14 protein-coding genes are annotated in these 20421 nt (G+C 61.0%); 8 read left to right on the top strand and 6 right to left on the bottom strand.

Annotation, left to right across the window (positions count from 1 at the left end):
• Positions 1-95 precede the first annotated feature (95 nt).
• From J1G18_RS02605 to aspA, 4 genes are all read right to left on the bottom strand, one after another.
• Positions 96-4712: a hypothetical protein gene (locus tag J1G18_RS02605; protein ID WP_098966336.1), complete on the bottom strand. Its 4617-nt coding sequence runs from the start codon at positions 4710-4712 to the stop codon at positions 96-98.
• A gap of 134 nt (positions 4713-4846) precedes the next feature.
• On the bottom strand, positions 4847-5851 hold the full coding sequence (locus tag J1G18_RS02600; RefSeq protein WP_098966334.1) for an asparaginase: 1005 nt from the start codon (positions 5849-5851) through the stop codon (positions 4847-4849).
• A 170-nt stretch (positions 5852-6021) separates the two neighbouring features.
• Positions 6022-7467, bottom strand: a complete 1446-nt coding sequence (locus J1G18_RS02595; RefSeq protein ID WP_135296861.1) for an alanine/glycine:cation symporter family protein — start codon at positions 7465-7467, stop codon at positions 6022-6024.
• 607 nt (positions 7468-8074) lie between these two features.
• Positions 8075-9499: an aspartate ammonia-lyase gene (gene aspA, locus J1G18_RS02590; protein WP_027610364.1), complete on the bottom strand. Its 1425-nt coding sequence runs from the start codon at positions 9497-9499 to the stop codon at positions 8075-8077.
• 180 nt (positions 9500-9679) lie between these two features.
• Between aspA and J1G18_RS02585 the strand changes: the two genes are divergently transcribed.
• From J1G18_RS02585 to J1G18_RS02565, 5 genes are all read left to right on the top strand, one after another.
• The gene (locus tag J1G18_RS02585) at positions 9680-10588 is read left to right on the top strand and encodes a LysR substrate-binding domain-containing protein (RefSeq protein ID WP_096795416.1); all 909 of its coding nucleotides are present in this window, start codon (positions 9680-9682) and stop codon (positions 10586-10588) included.
• Positions 10589-10921: 333 nt separating this feature from the next.
• Positions 10922-11413, top strand: coding sequence for a 5-(carboxyamino)imidazole ribonucleotide mutase (purE, locus tag J1G18_RS02580; RefSeq protein WP_003229641.1), 492 nt, complete (start codon positions 10922-10924; stop codon positions 11411-11413).
• A gap of 10 nt (positions 11414-11423) precedes the next feature.
• The gene (locus J1G18_RS02575; RefSeq protein WP_047596872.1) at positions 11424-12506 is read left to right on the top strand and encodes a 5-(carboxyamino)imidazole ribonucleotide synthase; all 1083 of its coding nucleotides are present in this window, start codon (positions 11424-11426) and stop codon (positions 12504-12506) included.
• A gap of 109 nt (positions 12507-12615) precedes the next feature.
• Positions 12616-12861, top strand: coding sequence for a GlsB/YeaQ/YmgE family stress response membrane protein (locus tag J1G18_RS02570; protein ID WP_003229635.1), 246 nt, complete (start codon positions 12616-12618; stop codon positions 12859-12861).
• A gap of 102 nt (positions 12862-12963) precedes the next feature.
• On the top strand, positions 12964-13500 hold the full coding sequence (locus tag J1G18_RS02565) for a DUF3299 domain-containing protein (protein ID WP_027610367.1): 537 nt from the start codon (positions 12964-12966) through the stop codon (positions 13498-13500).
• 151 nt (positions 13501-13651) lie between these two features.
• Here J1G18_RS02565 and J1G18_RS02560 read toward each other — a convergent pair whose 3' ends face one another.
• On the bottom strand, positions 13652-14551 hold the full coding sequence (locus J1G18_RS02560; protein WP_210556287.1) for a D-hexose-6-phosphate mutarotase: 900 nt from the start codon (positions 14549-14551) through the stop codon (positions 13652-13654).
• 58 nt (positions 14552-14609) lie between these two features.
• Positions 14610-15014, bottom strand: a complete 405-nt coding sequence (locus tag J1G18_RS02555; protein ID WP_003229628.1) for an acyl-CoA thioesterase — start codon at positions 15012-15014, stop codon at positions 14610-14612.
• Between the two features lie 377 nt (positions 15015-15391).
• Between J1G18_RS02555 and J1G18_RS02550 the strand changes: the two genes are divergently transcribed.
• From J1G18_RS02550 to J1G18_RS02540, 3 genes are all read left to right on the top strand, one after another.
• Positions 15392-16690 (top strand): MFS transporter, encoded by a 1299-nt coding sequence (locus J1G18_RS02550; RefSeq protein ID WP_202369223.1) that lies wholly within the window; start codon positions 15392-15394, stop codon positions 16688-16690.
• Positions 16691-16945: 255 nt separating this feature from the next.
• Positions 16946-17950, top strand: a complete 1005-nt coding sequence (locus J1G18_RS02545) for a phosphate ABC transporter substrate-binding protein PstS (RefSeq protein WP_223007043.1) — start codon at positions 16946-16948, stop codon at positions 17948-17950.
• Between the two features lie 425 nt (positions 17951-18375).
• Positions 18376-20409 carry an ABC transporter permease subunit gene (locus tag J1G18_RS02540; protein ID WP_193774904.1) on the top strand — a complete coding sequence of 678 codons (2034 nt, stop codon included), beginning with the start codon at positions 18376-18378 and terminating at the stop codon, positions 20407-20409.
• The last annotated feature ends 12 nt before the right edge of the window (positions 20410-20421 follow it).

Genomic DNA, 20421 nt, shown 5'->3' with positions numbered 1-20421 from the left:
ATCCGCTGGTTTTTGGCAAAAGAGGCAGCAAGTAGCGTGCCGTGCACGACGCCCACAGGCAGGAGTGACGTCGTGCACGGTCATCAGCGTATGCCTTAGCTCGCGCTGAAAAACAGCTGTCGGGCCTGCTCCACGCCGATCATGCTGCGGTAGTACGCCAGCCGTTCGGCCCGGCTCAACCCGCGAGTGCTGTCGGCATCGGATCCCAGTTGCCGCTCCGCGGGGGTTTTCAAACGTGCAGAGAGGAAGGCCTTGTCCGGCACCCATGAGGTGGAGTACAGAAAGTGCGCGTACCACAGCACCTTGCGCGTGGTCTGGTCAGTGATGCTGTATTCGTCCAGGTAGAGCGCCTTGCCGCCCTTGAGGCGGCGTCGACTGACAGTTTTTGCAATACGGATGCTGTCATTGGTCTGAAGCCAGGCGACACCTGATGGTGTGGGTGATTGTGCCCTGGTCATCATCGACATGGCGGTTTTGGCCTGCTGATATAGGCTGTCGACGGCATCGCTCAGCGCCTTGTTCAGCACCGCAGCCGAGCGCTGGCTGCTGTCCGTGGCGTTGCTGTCGGTCAGGGCCTGTTCAATGGCCGCGCTGACGTGTTCCAGTTGCAGGGCGTGCTGGTGAAACAGGTACTCGATACCGACCGCCGAGCGTCCGGCCTGCTTCATGAGTTCGTTCATGCGCAGGGTGAACGCCGGCAGGCCGTCGAGCAGGTCCTGCCCCTTGTTCAGGCTGGTTTCGAGCGCTGGCGTCGGCGTCGGCAAGGCAGTGCTGATACGTTCGACCCACACCCCGGGAGTTTTTTGATGAAAGGTCGAGATGACCTTGTCCGTGAGCGGTGACTTGATGTCGACCAGGTCGGTTTCCAGGCCCTGTGCCGTCAGGCGCGGCTCGCCGATCAGCACGCCGTTGTAGCGGGTGCGGATGAACTTCTTTTTCGGCCTTGGCGGTTGCACGGGGAGCGCCGGGCGGCTGCGCAGGGTGTCGCGCTCTTCGAGCAACAGCACCAGGTTGTGGCGGGCGCTGCGGTTGAATTGCTCGAGCTGTTGGCGAAGGTTTGTCAGCGGTGCCTCTTGCACACTGTCAGCGAACGCGGACTTGAAGTCTGCCAGGCGCTCGTCGAGTACGTTGAATTGTTCGATCAGATCGTTGAGGCAGTCGATGCGTTCGTCGAGCCGGGAAACGCTGCGCTCCTCAAGGGTGTCGCGCAGCGCTTGAACGGCGATATCGGCGGTATCGACAATCTGGTCGAGACTGAGCCAGGCATCCGCGGCGGTCGCTACCGAGTGTTCGGGCAGGCAGACATTGCGCGCCAGTGTCACCTGCAGTGCCTTGAGATCCTCGATCGAGTACGCCGGGAGTGCCTTGCGGGTCAGTTGAATCAAGCGCAAGCCGTCTCTCTCGAACTCTTTGAGTTGCACCAATTGTGCCTGGATCTGCTCCAGACGCGTGATCATGTCCAGATTGAGCTCAAGCATCTGCCGCGTTTCGGCAATATGCCGGTTCTGGGGCTGTTCAGCCTGTTCTTCGAGATGATTGAGTACGCTGCGCAATGTCGGCGTGAACAGGGTCAGCGCTTCGCGAATCCCTGCATGGATGAGTTCGAGCTGCGCCTTCAGGTAGCTCAGGGATCTCTGTTGGTAGTCAGCCGTTGGCGAGAATACATGCAACGCCTTGAGATCGCTCAACGCCTGGGCATAAGCGACGCGTTGCCTGTCCAGAGACTGTAGAAAGAGCTGGCGGTGGGCCGCAGCGGTCTGAGCGGTGGCAGCGTTCATTGCCTGGCGGACCTGTTCCAGCTCGCCTTGCGCTGCCGCCTTACGGCTTTCGAAGGCGGTCAGGCGGGTGCGCAGTTTTTCCGCTTCGATGCGGCGTTGTGCTTCAGCCAGCTGTGTCAGGCCGGCCGAGCCGCCACCGCGCAGACGCAGTCGGGTATCGACGAACCAATCGCCACGCAGATTGCCGATCAAGGCTGGGCCGGTACGGGTTGGATCCTGCGGATCGATGATCATGACGGTACCGTTTTCGTCCACCGCGACCTCGAACCAGTCATGGCCCACCGGGGCGTACCATTTGCTGTTGTAGCTGTAGAGATTGCGATAGAGCCCTGGCGTGGTGTTGGCGCTACCCAGACGTTGCGGGCGAAGGATTTTGAAGTGGGACAGCACGGTGCCCAGACTTGCGGGCGTGCGATTCGCGGCGCCGCTGATATTCAGGGTTTGCTGCAGGTCAGCGGTTTCATGGGGAGCACTTTTTTCCAGTTGTTGCACGGTGATTTCAGTGGTCGTGGGGTCAGGGTTTTTCGGTGTTTCGCGTGCCGCTGTCTCATGGGCCAGCCGTGGTCGGGAGCGACCTGCGATGTGCAACGTGATCGCCATCCCCAGATTGAGCAACACCTCGGTGAACGCTGACCATTGCGCGGAAGAGTCATCCTGCTCCCGGGCTTCCTTCAGGGCTTGCAGTTGCTCCATCACCTGCCAGATCCACGTCGCGACACCCACCGTGCGTCCGAGGAACGGCAAGACGGCATTGAACAGGGTCCATCCGGCCTGTTTGAAACTGGCCCAGCGACTTTCCGCATTTGACACCGACTGGCGGTCGGCCAGCTCGACCAGCGCCGACGCGTTGGCTTTGTACAGAGCGCCTGGCAGATCGCCCTCCACGGTCTTTCTACCGAGGCTGATCGGCCCACTCATGACCCTCATTTTTTCCGCATCCACCAGAAACTCGGTGACGGCCCAGGGGGAGGGCAACGTGCCTGGAAACACATAGTTGGCGTAGTCGCTGCGCACGCGGTCCGGGAGCCAGGCGAGCACCGAGTCACGCAGACTGGCGGATTGCTGGATGGCGTACAGCAAGTTGCTGGGGGAAGGGTATTGGGTCAACGGCTGGTCGAGCATCGGTCGATACAGCAGGCACGGCCCGGCGCTCGGGTCCTCAGGACCGATCACGAACATGTTGGCGACTTCGTCATGGCTGCCGTCTGTTCTGCGTTGAGGTACGAAAGCCAGAGGCCGCATGACGATGGTCTGGTCCTCGACCATGCGATGGTTGCTGTCGGGATCCAGCACCGCGACGACATAGCGGTAACCGCGTGCGTCGATACCGGCCTTGCCGCGAATTTTCGATTGCAGGGCCAGCAGCGGCAACTGGATGCGCAAGTGTTGAGTGAACAGTGCCTGTCTCCCGGCGGAAGCTGGCGTGGTGTCGACCAACTGACGCTTGATCAGCGCCGGGTAGGTCGTACCGATATCCGCGCGGGTTACCAGGTCTTCCAGATAGCTTACGGTCAGCCATGTCGGCAATGGCTTGCCACGGGTGGAGTGCAGGGTCTTGTTGCCTACCGGCACTGCAATCAGATTCTGCAAGGCCAGATCGGTGACGCTGAAATTGTAAGTCTCGATTTTTCCCGGAACAGTAAAGGTGCCCCAGATCACCGGACTTTTGACCCGCAACTGGATCGACTCCAGAGCTGTTTCAAGATCGGTACGCTGCGCATCGGCGTGCGCGCGAAGGGTCTCGGCATGCAAGGCGTTCATTTCGCTCAGCGCGTATTCGCTGATTGGCAGGATGCCATCCAGATAGGACTTGCCGGTGTTCTGGTTATGCAGTGCAGCCAGATCCTTCAAGTGCCGGGAATAGTTGTTCAGATCCGGCAGTGATGCAGCAATGAGCCAGTCAGGCAAGGCATTCTGAAACCAGCTCAATGGCGGGCCGGGCTTTTTCGCCGTGGCGTCGACTTCGGGGGTGGCCGTGGACAATGGCTTGTCGAGCGGGGCAGGTGTGGCAGGAGAAAAATCCAGCGCGCCGATCACATCGATCTGAATCGAGACCAGTGCACACGCCTGATAATCGAAGATGCTGCCCGAGGGTTCCAGCAATCGCCAGTTCAACTGCTGGTACGGCTGAAGATTGCCCACGTGCGCAGGCAAGGATTTGCCCAGGTCATCAAGAGAGTCGAACTTCTGATAACCCTTGAGCAGTGAATGGGCGAGGATGACCGTCTTTCCCTGTTGTGTGCCGATCAGCACGGCCATCGATACTTCGTTCAGATGCTTTACGGTTGTGCCATCGATCAGATCAATGGCGATCAGGCAGGCGCTGTTCTGGTCATCGATTTTCCTGCCGGCCAGACCGGCAGTGCGATACAGCGCGCGGGCCATTGCGCAGTCACTCTCGCTCCAGCCTTGTACCTGATTGACGTTCCAGATCTCGCGCAGGGTGTTCGACAATGTATGCCAACGCGGGCCGTTGCTGTCGTCGGCGTTGTTCCAGTACGCCAGCTGTTGCTCCTGAAACGCCGTGAGCATGACCGGTGCCAGCAGGTTGAGCAGGCTGGCGATTTCGTCGATCCGTACCGGCAGGTGGACGGCCGGATCGCTGATCGGTTGTTGCGTCAGAAAGTGTTCACCTTCGATATACAGCGTCGGCGTGCCCTGCACGACCTGGGCGGCGAGGATTTCGGTCAAGGCCTGGTAGGTCGGATTTCCGGCAACGATCTGTTCGTCGACGATGGACCATTGCGGCGTGCCGATCATGGTAATGCTCGGCTCCAGATCAAGCGTGGGGTACAGCTTGCGCAAATGTTCGCGCAACAGCACGGCGGCCACGTCGCGCAAGTCGGGGCCGACACTCAATTGGGTGATCAGGGCTTCGGTGGGATTGGTGCCGGCAGCCGTCTGCCGGGTGGAGCTTGTGGTTGCTGAACTCATCGTGCGTCCCTGCGTTCTGGTGATGGAGGCGATCCCGAGGACAAGTCTCGGGATCGCTCCATGCTAGGGAGGCACGATGCAGCGTGGGTGGTAGATATGTAGGGCGTCGGACTATCGCCGGCGCCGGACCAGGCTCAGCGCAATTCGCCACACAGGTCGAGTTCGATCAGACGCCGCACTTCGGCGTTGTCCAGACCCGCACCGAGCAAGCCGTGCAGCTTGCCGAACGCCGCTTCTCGGGTCATGCCGCCACCGGACAACACGCCAACGCCGCGCAAACGGCTGCCGGCTTCATACACATCCAGCTCGACCCCGCCTTCATGGCACTGCGTGACCGCAACCACCACCACACCGTTGTCCCGTGCGCGGCCGAGGCTGGCAAGGAACTCGGGATTGTCGCTCGGTCCGGTGCCGCTGCCGTAGCACTCCAGCACCAGACCTTTGATACCGCTGGCCAGCAGGCCATCAACCACCTCGGCGCCGATGCCGGGGAACAGTGGCAGCACAGCAACCTTGGCCAGTTGTTTCGGCTGGTTGTAGTTCAGTGCGGCCGGAATCGACGGCGCTTTCACCCCGCCGCCCTGACGCTCCAGGCGCTTGAACGGATGCCGGCCGAAGCTGCGCACTTTCGCGCAACGGGTCGGCGCCAGCAGCTCGCCGTGGAAGTACAGGTGCACGCCCGGCGCCAGACCCTGGCCCAAAGCAACCAGCGCGCCACCGAGGTTTTCCCAGGCATCGCTGTCGGTGACGCCAGCCGGCAGCATCGAGCCGGTGAAACACACGCGGGCATGCAGGCCGAGCAACTGGAAACTCATCGCCGCAGCGCTGTAGGCCAGGGTGTCGGTGCCATGCAGGATCAGTACGCTGTCGCAGCCTTGCACGTCCACCGCATCGACCACCGCTTCGCGCAGTTGCTGCCAGTAGGCCGGGGTCATGTTGGCGCTGTCGATCAGCGGCGACATTTCCCGGAAGCGCCACTGCGGCACAACGAGTTCAGGCTGGCTGTGCAGGTAGTCGCGCATCCGCGCTTCGAAACCGGACGCCGGGGCCAGACCGTTGGCACTGGCCTGCATGCCGATGGTGCCACCGGTGTAGAGCACCATGACGTGTTGGGCGGCGGGGAAGGTGTTGGCAATCATCTGAGGGTCTCCACAAGAGATGACATTGTAGGAGTGAGCCTGCTCGCGATAGCGGTTCATCATTCAACATTAATGTTGGCTGAAAGACAGCTATCGCGAGCAGGCTCACTCCTACAGGTATTGCATCACAATAACTGACGGGCGCAGGGGATGCGCCCGTCATTCACCTGTCAGCGTTGCGCTGCAGGCACGCCTTGTGGCTCGACTGCGGTCTTGCCGGCGGCTGGCGCCTCGGTCGGCCAGGCCTTCAGGTCCAGATCCAGATCGGTAAATTTGCTGGAGTCGAACACCGGCTGCTTGATGCCGGCGCGGCGCTGCTCGTCGTAGTCGCGCATCACGCGCATGCCGACCTTGAACAGCATGGCCAGGGCCATCAGGTTGACGAAGGCCAGGCAGGTCATGGTGATGTCGGCGAAGGCGAACACGGTCGACAGATCCTGCATCGAACCCCATACCACCAGCGCCAGGACCAGACCGCGGAACACCATCAGCAACGCGCGGTTGCGGCTGAGGAACTGCAGGCTGTTTTCGCCCAGGTAGTAGTTGTAGAGGATGCAGGTGAAGACGAACAGCGACAGCGCGACGCTGACGAAGATGCGGCCCCAGTCACCCACCACGGCGGCCAGCGAGTTCTGGGTCAGGACGATGCCGTCACCTTCGAAGCCCGGGGTGTAGAAGCCCGACAACAGGATCAGCAGCGCGGTGCAGGTGCAGATCACGAAAGTGTCGAGGAATACGCTGAAGGCCTGAACCACGCCCTGAGCGCCCGGGTGTTTCACCGAGGCCACGGCGGCGACGTTCGGCGCACTGCCCAGGCCCGCTTCGTTGGCGAACACGCCACGCTTCACGCCCATGACGATGGCGCTGCCGAGCAGGCCACCGAAGGCCGGGTCGAGACCAAAGGCGCTCTTGAAGATGGTTTCCAGCATCGCTGGCACGTGTTCGATCTGGGTGCCGATCACGTACAGGGTCACGCCGATATAGGCCAGGGTCTTGACCGGTACCAGCAGGTCGGACACTGCAGCGATGCGCTTGATGCCGCCGATGAAGGTGATGGCCAGCAGCACCGCCAGGACGATCCCGGTGTGGCTTGGGTCGAAGGCAAAGGCGTTTTGCAGCGAGTGGGTCACGGTGTAGGACTGCAGGCCGATGAAGGCGAAGCCGTAGGTGACCAGCAGCAGGACCGAGAACACCACTGCCATGCCTTTCAACTTCAGGCCGTGCTGGATGTAGTAGGCCGGGCCGCCACGGTACAGGCCGTCGCCTTCGGCGCGCTTGTAGACCTGCGCCAGGGTGCACTCGAAGAAGCTGCTGGACATGCCAACCAGTGCGGTCACCCACATCCAGAACACCGCACCCGGACCACCCAGGGTCACGGCGATGCCGACACCGGCGATGTTGCCTGCACCGACGCGGCCGGCAAGGCTGAGCATCAGGGCCTGGAACGAGCTGAGTTGCCCGCCGCTGCTTTTCAGGCTGTCGCGGAACACCGCGAACATGTGGAAGAAGTGGCGCAATTGAACGAAACGCGAGCGAATCGTGAAGTAGCTACCGAGCCCGACAATGAGCACGATCAGTACTTTCCCTGAGAGGAAGTCGTTGATGACTTCGAGCATGGATTTTTCCTCGCTGTTTTTTGTTTAAGCAAATGCTGGATGTTCCGAAACATCGCGTTACACCGGTTTGCGCGCGGCACGACAGGTGAGGCGAAGGTTTCGTCCCGGATCCATTTCGCGGGTTTGTTATTAGTTCGGGTTTCGCATGGGTTATGGCCTCGTTACCGACGACCGCTCACGCGAAGAGGGGCGGCACTATACCGATCAGTGCGGCGCCCGTCTGCACGCTCGTGGTGCAAGCGACGAAACGAAGCTTTGAAACACCCGACGTTACCGGCGTCGGGCTTGTGCGGGAACTGCATTCCTGTTGATGCAAACCCTGTAGCGAGGGGATTCATCCCCGATCGACTGCGGAGCAGTCGCAAATCATTGCATGCGGTGTACTTGTTACATCGCGATTGCAGGTTTTGGGGCCGCTTCGCGACCCATCGGGGATGAATCCCCTCACCACAAGGGCTCACCTCTACATTGAGCAATCCCCAGACATACGGGTCTCAGGATCAGAAAGTTAAAAAAAAGGGCTTGGGGACTGATCCCCAAGCCCTCAAAAGGTGAGAGGTGTCTAGTCCCTCGACCTGGTGAGCGGTGCTACAAGTAACGCGTCGGCTCAGGCTTTGAGCGGAACCAGACGCGGGGCAATCATGTTTTCCGGGCGCAGGATGTCGGCGAGCATGGCTTCGTCGAGCAGACCTTCTTCGCGCACCAGTTCCAGCACGCCGCGGCCGCTTTCAAGGGCGATACGGGCGATGCGGGTGGCGTTTTTGTAGCCGATGTACGGGTTCAGCGCGGTGACCAGACCGATCGAGTGCTCGACCAGTTCGCGGCAGCGTGCTTCGTTGGCGGTGATGCCGACGATGCAGTGCTCGCGCAGCATGTCCATGGCGCGTTGCAGCAGACGGATCGAGTCGAGGATCTTGAACGCGATCAGCGGCTCCATCACGTTCAGCTGCAGTTGGCCGCCTTCGGCTGCCATGGTCAGCGCCAGGTCGTTACCGATGACCTGGAAGGCCACCTGGTTAACGGCTTCCGGGATTACCGGGTTGACCTTGCCGGGCATGATCGAGCTGCCTGGCTGACGCGCTGGCAGGTTGATCTCGTTGATGCCGGTGCGTGGGCCGCTGGACAGCAGGCGCAGGTCGTTGCAGATCTTCGACAGCTTGACCGCGGTGCGCTTGAGCATGCCGGAGAACAGCACGAAGGCGCCCATGTCGGAAGTGGCTTCGATCAGGTCGGCGGCTGGCACCAGCGGTTGACCGCTGATCAGCGCCAGACGCTGAACGGCCAGCGCTTGATAACGCGGGTCGGCGTTGATGCCGGTACCGATCGCGGTGCCGCCCAGGTTCACTTCAGTCAGCAGTTCCGGGGCCAGCGTCTTCAGACGGGCCAGGTCTTCGCCCATGGTGGTGGCGAAGGCACGGAACTCTTGACCCAAGGTCATCGGCACGGCGTCTTGCAGCTGGGTACGACCCATTTTCAGGACGTGATCGAATTCTTTGCCCTTGGCCGCGAAGGCCTGAATCAGGCTGTCGAGGCTGGCCAACAGCGCGTCGTGACCCAGCAGCAGACCCAGGCGGATCGCGGTCGGGTAGGCGTCGTTGGTCGACTGCGCCATGTTGACGTCGTCGTTCGGGTGCAGGTACTGGTACTCGCCTTTCTGGTGACCCATTGCTTCGAGCGCAATGTTGGCGATCACTTCGTTGGCGTTCATGTTGGTGGAAGTACCGGCACCACCTTGAATCATGTCGACCACGAATTCTTCGTGGAAATCACCGCGGATCAGTCGTGCACAGGCTTCGCTGATGGCAGCGTGCTTGGCTTCGCTCAGATGACCCAGTTCACGGTTGGCGTCTGCAGCGGCCTGTTTGACCATGGCCAGACCGACAACCAGTTTCGGGTAATGCGAAATCGGGACGCCGGAGAGACGGAAGTTGTTCACCGCTCGCAGGGTCTGGATGCCGTAATACGCTTGAGCCGGTACTTCGAGGGCGCCAAGCAGGTCGTTTTCTGTGCGGAAAGATGCAGCGGAGGACATGATAGAAATCATCTCGATATGGACCCGGTCTGTGCCGGAACGCTGCGAATGCTAGGCTTGTGGGATTTTTTGGGCCAATGCTGTTAAACACTGGCCTATGCACATTCGGCATAATGCCCGTGTGACGCCGCCTGCGCGGCAGACGTGTGACCTGTTTTGGTGCGTTCCCGGGAGGGCGTGATGAATCTGGAAAGCAAATGGCTCGAGGACTTCAGTGCTCTGGCCGCCACCCGCAGCTTCTCGCAGGCGGCCGAACGACGCTTCGTGACCCAGCCGGCGTTCAGTCGGCGGATCCGCAGCCTGGAAGCTGCGCTTGGGCTGACGCTGGTCAATCGCTCGCGCACGCCGATCGAGCTGACGGCGGCCGGGCAACTGTTTCTGGTGACCGCGCGTACCGTGGTCGAACAGCTCGGCGAAGTGCTGCGCCATCTGCATCACCTGGAAGGTGGGCAGGGCGAAGTGATCCAGGTCGCGGCGGCGCACTCGCTGGCGCTGGGTTTCTTTCCACGCTGGATCGCACAACTGCGCAACGAAGGGCTGAACATAGCGACGAGATTGGTGGCGACCAACGTCGGCGACGCGGTGCACGCGCTGCGCGAGGGTGGCTGCGACCTGATGCTGGCGTTCTACGACCCGGACGCGGCGATGCAGATGGACCCGGAAATTTTCCCGTCGTTGCACTTGGGCCAGACTGAAATGCTCCCGGTGTGCGCAGCCGATGCCGATGGCAAACCGCTGTTCGATCTGGAAGGCGAGGCCAGTGTGCCGCTGTTGGCGTACAGCGCCGGGGCGTTTCTCGGGCGTTCGGTGAATGGTTTGTTGCGCCAGCGTCAGCTGCGTTTCACCACCATCTATGAAACCGCCATGGCCGACAGCCTCAAGAGCATGGCCCTGGAGGGGCTCGGCATCGCCTGGGTGCCGCAGTTGAGTGTGCGCGCAGAGCTGGCCCGTGGCGAACTTGTTGTCTGCGGCGGCCCGCAATGGCACGTGCCGCTGGAGATTCGCCTGTATCGCTGCGCACTGGTGCGCAAGGCCAACGTGCGGTTGCTGTGGCGCAAGCTTGAAGGCGGCGCTGCACAGGCTTCCTGAGCCATCGCAGATCCAATTGTGGGAGCGGGCTTGCTCGCGAATACGGTGTGTCAGTCGACATTCATGTATCTGACCTGACGCCTTCGCGAGCAAGCCCGCTCCCACAGGGGGGATTTGCGGTGTTCTGTCGCTGACCTTCAAGTCAATAAAACCGGGCCTTTGGCTGATTTGACAGATGGTCGTTTCGGGGGCTGTTTATTGCTTTCTTTGCGGTATACTGCGCGGCCTTCGGCCGGTACGTCCGGCCATTTTTCGTACAATCAAGCCACGCAATCCTGCGTGGCTTGTTGTTTTTGACGCGCCTGCGGGCGCCCAGAGAGAAGAGGCGCGACGATGAGTGCACTGGTTGGCGTGATCATGGGCTCCAAGTCCGATTGGTCCACCCTTAGCCACACCGCCGATATGCTGGAAAAGCTCGGCATCCCGTACGAGGTCAAGGTGGTCTCTGCCCACCGCACCCCGGATCTGCTGTTCCAGTACGCCGAAGAGGCTGAGGGCCGCGGCATCGAGGTGATCATCGCCGGTGCCGGTGGCGCAGCCCACCTGCCAGGCATGTGTGCGGCCAAGACCCACCTGCCGGTACTGGGCGTTCCGGTGCAGTCGTCGATGCTCTCGGGCGTTGATTCGCTGCTGTCGATCGTGCAGATGCCGGCGGGCATTCCGGTTGCCACCCTGGCCATCGGCAAGGCCGGCGCGATCAACGCCGCGCTGCTCTCGGCGAGCATCCTTGGTGCCAAGCATCCACAGTTCCACGCGGTACTGAAAACCTTCCGTGCCGAGCAGACAGACAGCGTCCTGGACAATCCAGACCCACGTATTGCCTGAGGTTGTTGAGATGAAGATCGGTGTAATCGGTGGCGGCCAGTTGGGCCGCATGTTAGCGCTGGCGGGCACTCCGCTGGGCATGAACTTCGCTTTCCTCGACCCGGCGCCGGACGCTTGCGCCGCAGCACTGGGCGAACACCTGCGGGCCGATTACGGCGATCAGGATCACCTGCGCCAACTGGCCGATGAAGTCGACCTGGTGACCTTCGAGTTCGAAAGCGTCCCGGCGGAAACCGTGGCGTTTCTCTCGCAATTCGTCCCGGTCTATCCGAGCGCCGAAGCCCTGCGCATCGCTCGCGACCGCTGGTTCGAGAAGAGCATGTTCAAGGACCTGGGCATCCCGACCCCGGCCTTCGCCGACATTCAATCGCAAGCCGATCTGGACGCCGCCGTGGCTTCGATCGGTCTGCCGGCCGTGCTGAAAACCCGCACCCTGGGGTACGACGGCAAGGGCCAGAAAGTCCTGCGCAAGCCGGAAGACGTGGTCGGTACATTCGCCGAGCTGGGCAGCGTTGCCTGCCTGCTGGAAGGCTTCGTACCGTTCACCGGCGAAGTTTCGCTGATTGCCGTGCGTGCCCGTGATGGTGAAACCAAGTTCTATCCGCTGGTACACAACACCCACGACAGCGGCATCCTCAAGCTGTCGGTAGCCAGCACCGATCACCCGCTGCAGGCGTTGGCCGAAGACTACTCCAGCCGTGTGCTCAAGCAGCTGGATTACGTCGGCGTGATGGCGTTCGAGTTCTTTGAAGTCGACGGTGGCCTCAAGGCCAACGAGATCGCCCCGCGCGTGCACAACTCCGGGCACTGGACCACCGAAGGCGCCGAGTGCAGCCAGTTCGAAAACCACCTGCGTGCCGTGGCCGGCCTGCCGCTGGGTTCGACCGCCAAGGTCGGCGAGAGCGCGATGCTCAACTTCATCGGCGTGGTTCCGCCGGTTGAGAAAGTGATCGCCATCGAAGATTGCCATCTGCACCACTACGGCAAAGCCTTCAAGGCCGGGCGCAAGGTCGGTCACGCCAACCTGCGCTGCGCCGACATGGCCACGCTGCAGGCACAGATCGTCAAGGTTGAAGCGCTGATCGCCGAGTAAACAGTTTCATGTGGCAACGGCGGAACCTTCGGGAGCCGCCGTTCTCTCATGGCAGGATGCCAAAGTCTGACTAGGCTTTGGCATATCTACCAAATCAGAGGGAAATGCCATGGGAATTATCGGAACCATCTTTATCGGCTTGATCGTCGGCCTGCTGGCACGCTTCCTCAAACCGGGCGATGACAGCATGGGCTGGATCATGACCATCCTGCTCGGTATCGGCGGTTCGCTGGCGGCCACTTACGGCGGCCAGGCCTTGGGTATCTATCAGGCAGGTCAGGGCGCAGGCTTCATCGGTGCACTGGTCGGCGCGATCGTGCTGCTGGTGATCTACGGCCTGATCAAAAAGAACTGATCCAAGCGACCAAGTCCTCTCTGCCAACGTGGCAGGGAGGGCTAGAATGCTCGGCGATTTAACGTCCTTCCTTTATCCGAGCATCTTTTACCGAGCACCTCCATGCGCCGTCTTCTGTTGACTCTTCTTTTGCTGGGCAGCGGTCTGGCTCACGCCGGCGAACTGCCGGAAACCGACTGGCTGGAACTGATGCCCAAGTCGGACCAGAAAGCCCTCGAGGCCATGCCCGAAATCGACCACAACTCCCCGGAAGCCACCGGCACCTTCACCGAGAAGGGCGGGATGAAACAGGCTAAAGGCCTGCCGGCGGTGATGTATTCGACCAAGACCGTGGCGTCGATGAACGACAAGCACATCCGCATCGGCGGCTACCCGGTGCCGCTGGAATCCGACGCCAAGGGCCGCAGCACGCTGTTCTTCCTCGTGCCGTACCCTGGCGCCTGCATCCACGTGCCACCGCCACCACCGAATCAACTGGTGCTGGTGCGTTATCCGAAGGGTTTGAAGCTGGACGATATCTACACGCCGCTGTGGGTGACCGGCACGCTGAAGATCGAGAAGGTCAGCAATGACCTGGCCGATGCGGCGTATGCGCTGGAAGCTGACAAAGTGCGGGTGGTGCAGGAGTCCGATCTCTAACATCTGAACAATTGTAGCGAGGGGATTTATCCCCGATGGGTTGCGAAGCGACCCCCGCTTTGAATCAGGGGCAGGGGCCTGCTCCGCAGGCCATCGGGGATAAATCCCCTCACCACAAAGGCTTTCACCCACATTGATATTGCGGTGTTGGTCAGAGCGGTTTGCTGCCGATGCTGACGCCCATGGTATGGCTCGCACCCGAGCCCAGCGTGACCACATCATCCATCACATTCGCCGTCTCGATGCACAGCATGCGCTGCCAGCCATCGTCGTCCATGTCGGCCAGTGCTGCCGCGCGGTCGATCCACGGGTTCCAGATCACTGCCGTGCGTGAGCCGCTGGCGCTCAGTACGATGTGCCGTTCCCAGGTCGGGTCGACAATGCTCAGTTGCGGCGGAGCGTCGAGGTAGATGCGGTCGGTTTCGCCAGCGAAATGCAGGTCACCTTGCTGGCTGTGGGTTTTCCACTCATCCAGCGTCTCGATGTAATCCAGACCGGCCACACCCTCGACGTGCACGTTGCGCACATCACTGACTGCGAAATAAGTGTGCAGCGCCTGGCTGATGCTGACGGTTTCGACACCCCGATTGTGGCTGGTCAGGCTGATGTGCAACTGATCACTCAGATGCAGGGTCAGGGTCAGATCGACCTGATGCGGCCAGCCCGGCAGGCCACCTTCGGGGTAGGGCAGCCTGAATTCAACCTTGACGCCGTCAGCCTCTGATTCGATGCCGCCCAGCTCCCAATCCATCGCCCGCACCAGACCGTGCGCGGGTGCCGGTTGCTCACCGGTATACATGGCCTGCACGCTCTGCGGGTTGCGTTCGAACTTGCCGAACCACGGCCAGCACACCGGCACACCGGCACGGATGCTCTTGCCGGTCTTGAACACAGCCTTGTCGTTGAGCCAGATGATCGGCGGCTGGCCGTCGATTTGATAACTGAGGATGTGCGCGCCTTGCTGGGCCACCAGCACTTCGGCCTGACCGTGGCGGATGCGCCAGCAGTTCAGTTCATCCAGTTTCACCGCTTCAACGTTGGGCGTGTTCATGGGGCAACTCTCGATCAGACACTTGGGACGACTATCGACCGCAAAACCGCGGCGATGTTTAACGCGCGCGTGGTGGCACCGAGCGGGTGCGACCGCTGCCGTCGATGGCGACGAAGACGAATACCGCCTCGGTCACTTTACGCCACTCGCTGGACAGCGGATCGTCGCTCCACACTTCGACCATCATCTGGATCGAGCTGCGGCCGATTTCCAGGGTCTGGGTATAAAAGGACAATTGCGCGCCCACCGCGACCGGCACCAGGAAGGCCATGCGGTCGATGGCGACAGTGGCTACGCGACCACCGGCCACGCGGCTGGCCATTGCGGTACCCGCCAGATCCATCTGCGCCACCAGCCAGCCGCCGAAAATATCGCCAAAGCCGTTGGTTTCGCGCGGGAGTGCGGTAATTTGCAAGGCCAGGTCGCCTTGCGGGATCGGATCTTCTTGTTCGAGCTCTATCATGCCGGGGGTGCCTCTGACCCGTGACTCTTCGTTGGTATTGCTGGTGGTAGCCGTCTTCAGGAAAAACGATTCAGCACCGAACATACTGCGTTCGTCACGTTTTCCATAGGCGCCTAAAGGGGAAACTCTGCGAAACCGGCTGATCCCGTTCAAAGGCCGGGCCAACGACGTTTTCGCACAGCAACCCCCTACAAACCGGAGCAAGGTTGCGAGTATATCGGTCGGTAGACTCCACGACGACCATCGGGTTCTGATTTTGACCGGCAAATACGCGCCTCTATGTGCTTTTTCGAACAATTTGCTATGGTGCCGAACCTGCCCAAGCCACAGCCAGCGTTGTTGTGGCGGTAGATCCGCCTATAAGAGAAGCCCTTGCCATGACCACAGCGCCTTCGAGCCTCGCGCAGCCCGAGCAACCTGCACGCCCCCTGACCCGCAATGACTACAAGACTCTGTCGCTATCGGCCCTGGGCGGTGCGCTGGAGTTTTACGACTTCATCATCTTCGTGTTCTTCGCCACTGTGGTCGGCAAGCTGTTCTTCCCGGCCGACATGCCCGAATGGCTGCGCCTGATGCAGACCTTCGGCATTTTCGCCGCCGGTTACCTTGCGCGGCCGCTGGGCGGCATCGTCATGGCGCACTTCGGCGACCTGCTGGGGCGCAAGAAGATGTTCACCCTGAGCATTTTCATGATGGCCGTGCCGACCCTGATCATGGGCCTGCTGCCGACCTACGCGCAGATCGGTATGTGGGCGCCGATCCTGCTGTTGTTGATGCGAGTGATTCAGGGCGCGGCGATTGGCGGGGAAGTGCCGGGGGCGTGGGTCTTCGTTTCCGAACACGTGCCGCAAAAGCACATCGGCTACGCCTGCGGGACGCTGACCAGCGGTTTGACCGCCGGCATCTTGCTCGGCTCGCTGGTCGCCACGGCAATCAACAGCATTTATACACCGGGGGAAGTCGCGGATTACGCCTGGCGGATTCCGTTCCTGCTCGGCGGCGTATTCGGCCTGTTCTCGGTCTATCTGCGCCGCTGGCTGCACGAAACTCCGGTGTTCGCTGAGCTGCAACTGCGCAAGGCCTTGGCCGAAGAAGTGCCGCTGCGCGCGGTACTGCGTGACCATCGCGGGGCGATTGCGGTCTCGATGCTGCTGACCTGGCTGCTGTCCGCCGGGATTGTCGTGGTGATCCTGATGACCCCGACCGTGCTGCAGACGGTCTATCACTTCTCAGCGACAGTGGCGCTGCAATCGAACAGTCTGGCGATCGTGTTCCTCAGCGTCGGTTGCATCATCTCCGGTGCCCTGGCGGATCGGTTTGGCGCCGGCCGGGTGTTTGTCTTCGGTTCCCTGGGCTTGCTGATCAGCTCCTGGACCTTCTATCACAGCCTCGCCGATCACCCGAACTGGCTGTTCCCGCTGTATGCGCTGACCGGTCTGCTGGTCGGCACCATCGGTGCGGTTCCGTACGTGATGGTCAAGGCATTCCCGCCGGTGGTGCGCTTCAGCGGATTGTCGTTCTCGTACAACGTGGCGTACGCGATCTTCGGTGGCCTGACGCCGATGGTGGTCAGCCTGCTGCTTAAAGAGAGTGCGATGGGTCCGGCCTACTATGTGGCGGTGCTGTGCACGATGGGGATTCTGGTGGGGGCGTGGCTCTGGAAAAAGGGGCGCTGAAAATTTTCACCTGTGGGAGCGGGCTTGCTCGCGAATGCGTTGTGTCAGTCTGCATATGAATAGGCTGACACGGCCTCTTCGCGAGCAAGCCCGCTCCCACATTAGTTCTGTGTTGTTCTCTGAGATCTTCGAATCATCCTGCAAAACCCCGATACTGGCCTTTCATCCAATTGTCATATTTCAGCCATAGAGTGTTCACACGGCCTGCTGATACTTGGCCCCGACTTAACACACCCTATCTGCTAGGAGTAAGGCATGAAACTGAAGCGTTTGATGGCGGCAATGACTTTTGTCGCTGCTGGCGTTGCGACTGCCCACGCGGTAGCCGCTGGCGTTGACCCGGCAATTCCGGCTTACACCAAGGTCACCGGTGTATCGGGCAACCTGTCCAGCGTTGGTTCCGACACTCTGGCCAACCTCATGACCCTGTGGGCTGAGAACTACAAGAAAGAATACCCGAACGTAAACATCCAGATTCAGGCCGCTGGCTCCGCCACCGCGCCACCTGCGCTGACTGAAGGCACCTCCAACCTCGGCCCGATGAGCCGCAAGATGAAGGACACCGAACTGGCGGCCTTCGAACAGAAATACGGCTACAAGCCAACCGCTATCCCGGTGGCCGTGGACGCCCTGGCGGTGTTCGTGCACAAGGACAACCCGATCCAGCACCTGACCATGGAACAGGTTGATGCGATCTTCTCGTCCACCCGTCTGTGCGGCGCCAAAGCCGACGTGAAAACCTGGGGCGACCTGGGCGTGACCGGCGACCTGGCCAACAAACCGGTTCAGCTGTTCGGTCGTAACTCGGTATCCGGCACCTACGGCTACTTCAAGGAAGAAGCCCTGTGCAAAGGCGACTACAAGCCTAACGTCAACGAGCAACCAGGTTCGGCGTCGGTCGTGCAGTCGATCAGCTCCTCGCTGAACGGCATCGGTTACTCGGGCATCGGCTACAAGACTTCCAGCGTGAAGACCGTTGCTTTGTCGAAGAAAGGCAGCACTGACTTCATCGAAGACACCGAAGAAAACGCCCTGAACGGCAAGTACCCGCTGTCGCGCTTCCTCTACGTTTACGTGAACAAGGCCCCGAACAAGCCTCTGGCCCCGCTGGAAGCCGAGTTCGTGAAACTGGTTCTGTCCAAACAGGGCCAGGAAGTTGTGGTGAAAGACGGCTACATCCCACTGCCGGCCAAGGTTGCTGCAAAAGCACTGGCTGACCTGGGTCTGCAGGAAGGCGGCGCTGAAGTCGCAAAAAAGTAACAAACTGAGTCCGAGGTGAACCCCACCGGACTCAGGTAAAAGGCCGGCTCTGCCCGCAGACCGGCCTTTTACACACCTCAAATTTTCGATCCTCTGCCAGTCCCGCTGGCGGTGGATTTGCTGCGTCACTGCACTGTCATCTTTCTGTCATACAGGATCGCTAGGGTGAGCGCATGAATGATCTGGCCAATTCCCCAATGACTACGACTTCCCCTCCCAAGCGCATTGATTTCAATACGCCTGAGCTGCAACGCAAGCGCCGCATTCGCGCGCTCAAGGATCGCTTCACCCGTTGGTACGTCCTCGTTGGCGGTCTGGCGGTGCTGGCAGCCATCACCCTGATCTTCTTCTTCCTCGCCTACGTCGTTGCACCGTTGTTCCAGGGTGCCAGCCTGACCGCGAAAGATGCCATTACCCCAGCCTGGATGCAGGACGCCGGCAAGCCGCTGATGATTTCGCTCGAAGAGCAGAATCAGGTGGCGATGCGCGTTTCCGACAAGGGCCAGGCGCTGTTCTTCGACATCGACAGTGGCGCTGAATTGAAGCGCGTCGATCTGCCGGTGCCTGCCGGCGCTACCGTAACTTCCATTGGCGAAGACCAGCCAGGTCATCCGCTGGTAGCCGTGGGCCTGTCCAACGGCCAGGCGCTGGTGTTCCGTCACACCTATAAAGTCAGCTACCCCGATGGAAAGAAAACCATCACCCCGGCCATCGAATACCCGTACGGCGAAGCGCCGATCGCAGTGAACGAGGGCGGCGGGGCACTGGAGCACGTCAGCCTCAACGCCACCGATTCGACGCTGATGCTGGTCGGTTCTACCGGTTCGCAGCTCAATGTGCTGGCGCTGACCAGCGAAGAAAACATGATGACCGGCGAAGTCACCAACGAGCAGAAGCGTATCGAGCTGCCGCAGATGACTGAACCGGTGAAAAACATCTTCGTCGACCCGCGCCAGCAATGGCTGTACGTGGTCAACGGGCGTGCCCAGGCCGACGTGTTCAGCTTGCGCGACAAGAGCCTCAACGGTCGCTATAAACTGCTGGAAAACGCTGACGCCGAAGTCACCGCGAGCACGCAACTGGTGGGCGGCATCTCGCTGATCATCGGTGATTCCAAGGGTGGTCTGGCCCAGTGGTTCATGGCTCGCGATACCGATGGCGAGCTGCGCCTGAAGCAGATCCGTACCTTCCAGATGGGCACCACGCCGATTGTTGAAATTACCGCCGAAGAGCGTCGCAAGGGCTTCGTGGCCCTCGATGCCAGCGGCAAGCTCGGCGTGTTCCACAGCACCGCGCACCGCACCCTGCTGGTCGAGCCGGTCGCCGAAGGCCAGGGCCTGTTCGGCCTGTCGCCACGCGCCAACCGGGTGATCGTCGAGGCCGGCGGCAAGCTGCAACCGCTGCTGCTCGACAACCCGCACCCGGAAGTGTCGTGGAGCGCGTTGTGGAGCAAGGTCTGGTACGAAAACTACGACGAGCCTAAATACGTCTGGCAATCGACCGCTGCCAACACCGATTTCGAACCGAAACTGAGCCTCTCGCCACTGACCTTCGGCACCCTGAAAGCCGCGTTCTACGCGATGTTGCTGGCCGCGCCGCTGGCGGTTGCCGCCGCGATCTACACCGCGTACTTCATGGCCCCGGGCATGCGCCGCAAGGTCAAACCGGTGATCGAGCTGATGGAAGCGATGCCGACGGTAATCCTCGGTTTCTTCGCCGGTCTGTTCCTCGCGCCGTATGTAGAAGGGCATCTGCCGGGCATCTTCAGCCTGCTGATGCTGTTGCCGATCGGCATTCTGGTCGCCGGTTTTACCTTCAGTCGTCTGCCTGAGTCGATCCGCCTGAAAGTCCCGGACGGCTGGGAAAGTGCGCTGCTGATTCCGGTGATCCTGTTTGTCGGTTGGCTGTCGCTGTACATGAGTCCGTACATGGAGAATTGGTTCTTCGGCGGTGACATGCGCATGTGGATCTCCCACGACCTGGGCATCACCTACGACCAGCGCAACGCTCTGGTAGTCGGTCTGGCGATGGGTTTTGCGGTGATCCCGAACATCTACTCGATCGCCGAAGACGCCGTGTTCAGCGTGCCGCGTGGCCTGACCCTCGGTTCCCTGGCGCTCGGTGCCACGCCGTGGCAGACCATGACCCGCGTGGTGATCCTCACCGCCAGCCCGGGCATCTTCTCCGCACTGATGATCGGCATGGGCCGTGCGGTCGGCGAAACCATGATCGTGCTGATGGCCACGGGTAACACCCCGGTCATGGAAATGAACCTGTTCGAAGGCCTGCGCACCCTGGCCGCCAACGTCGCGGTGGAAATGCCCGAGTCGGAAGTCGGCGGCAGCCACTACCGCGTGCTGTTCCTCTCGGCGCTGGTGCTGCTGTTGTTCACCTTCGTCATGAACACCCTGGCAGAACTGATTCGTCAGCGTCTGCGCAAGAAATACTCGTCGCTTTAAGAAAGGTAGAAG

Origin of the sequence: Pseudomonas sp. MIS38 (assembly GCF_019891575.1) — a bacterium.
In the GTDB taxonomy this organism is placed as follows: Bacteria; Pseudomonadota; Gammaproteobacteria; order Pseudomonadales; family Pseudomonadaceae; genus Aquipseudomonas; species Aquipseudomonas putida_A.
The sequence above is the reverse complement of the archived record's forward strand: the minus strand, read 5'-3'. Positions and strand labels throughout refer to the sequence as shown.

Excerpts from the sequence above, each read along its gene's own strand:
- J1G18_RS02605 (WP_098966336.1), bottom strand. The coding sequence starts at position 4,712 with ATGAGTTCAGCAACCACAAGCTCCACCCGGCAGACGGCTGCCGGCACC.
- J1G18_RS02600 (WP_098966334.1), bottom strand. The coding sequence starts at position 5,851 with ATGATTGCCAACACCTTCCCCGCCGCCCAACACGTCATGGTGCTCTAC.
- J1G18_RS02595 (WP_135296861.1), bottom strand. The coding sequence starts at position 7,467 with ATGCTCGAAGTCATCAACGACTTCCTCTCAGGGAAAGTACTGATCGTG.
- aspA (WP_027610364.1), bottom strand. The coding sequence starts at position 9,499 with ATGTCCTCCGCTGCATCTTTCCGCACAGAAAACGACCTGCTTGGCGCC.
- J1G18_RS02585 (WP_096795416.1), top strand. The coding sequence starts at position 9,680 with ATGAATCTGGAAAGCAAATGGCTCGAGGACTTCAGTGCTCTGGCCGCC.
- purE (WP_003229641.1), top strand. The coding sequence starts at position 10,922 with ATGAGTGCACTGGTTGGCGTGATCATGGGCTCCAAGTCCGATTGGTCC.
- J1G18_RS02575 (WP_047596872.1), top strand. The coding sequence starts at position 11,424 with ATGAAGATCGGTGTAATCGGTGGCGGCCAGTTGGGCCGCATGTTAGCG.
- J1G18_RS02570 (WP_003229635.1), top strand. The coding sequence starts at position 12,616 with ATGGGAATTATCGGAACCATCTTTATCGGCTTGATCGTCGGCCTGCTG.
- J1G18_RS02565 (WP_027610367.1), top strand. The coding sequence starts at position 12,964 with ATGCGCCGTCTTCTGTTGACTCTTCTTTTGCTGGGCAGCGGTCTGGCT.
- J1G18_RS02560 (WP_210556287.1), bottom strand. The coding sequence starts at position 14,551 with ATGAACACGCCCAACGTTGAAGCGGTGAAACTGGATGAACTGAACTGC.
- J1G18_RS02555 (WP_003229628.1), bottom strand. The coding sequence starts at position 15,014 with ATGATAGAGCTCGAACAAGAAGATCCGATCCCGCAAGGCGACCTGGCC.
- J1G18_RS02550 (WP_202369223.1), top strand. The coding sequence starts at position 15,392 with ATGACCACAGCGCCTTCGAGCCTCGCGCAGCCCGAGCAACCTGCACGC.
- J1G18_RS02545 (WP_223007043.1), top strand. The coding sequence starts at position 16,946 with ATGAAACTGAAGCGTTTGATGGCGGCAATGACTTTTGTCGCTGCTGGC.
- J1G18_RS02540 (WP_193774904.1), top strand. The coding sequence starts at position 18,376 with ATGCAGGACGCCGGCAAGCCGCTGATGATTTCGCTCGAAGAGCAGAAT.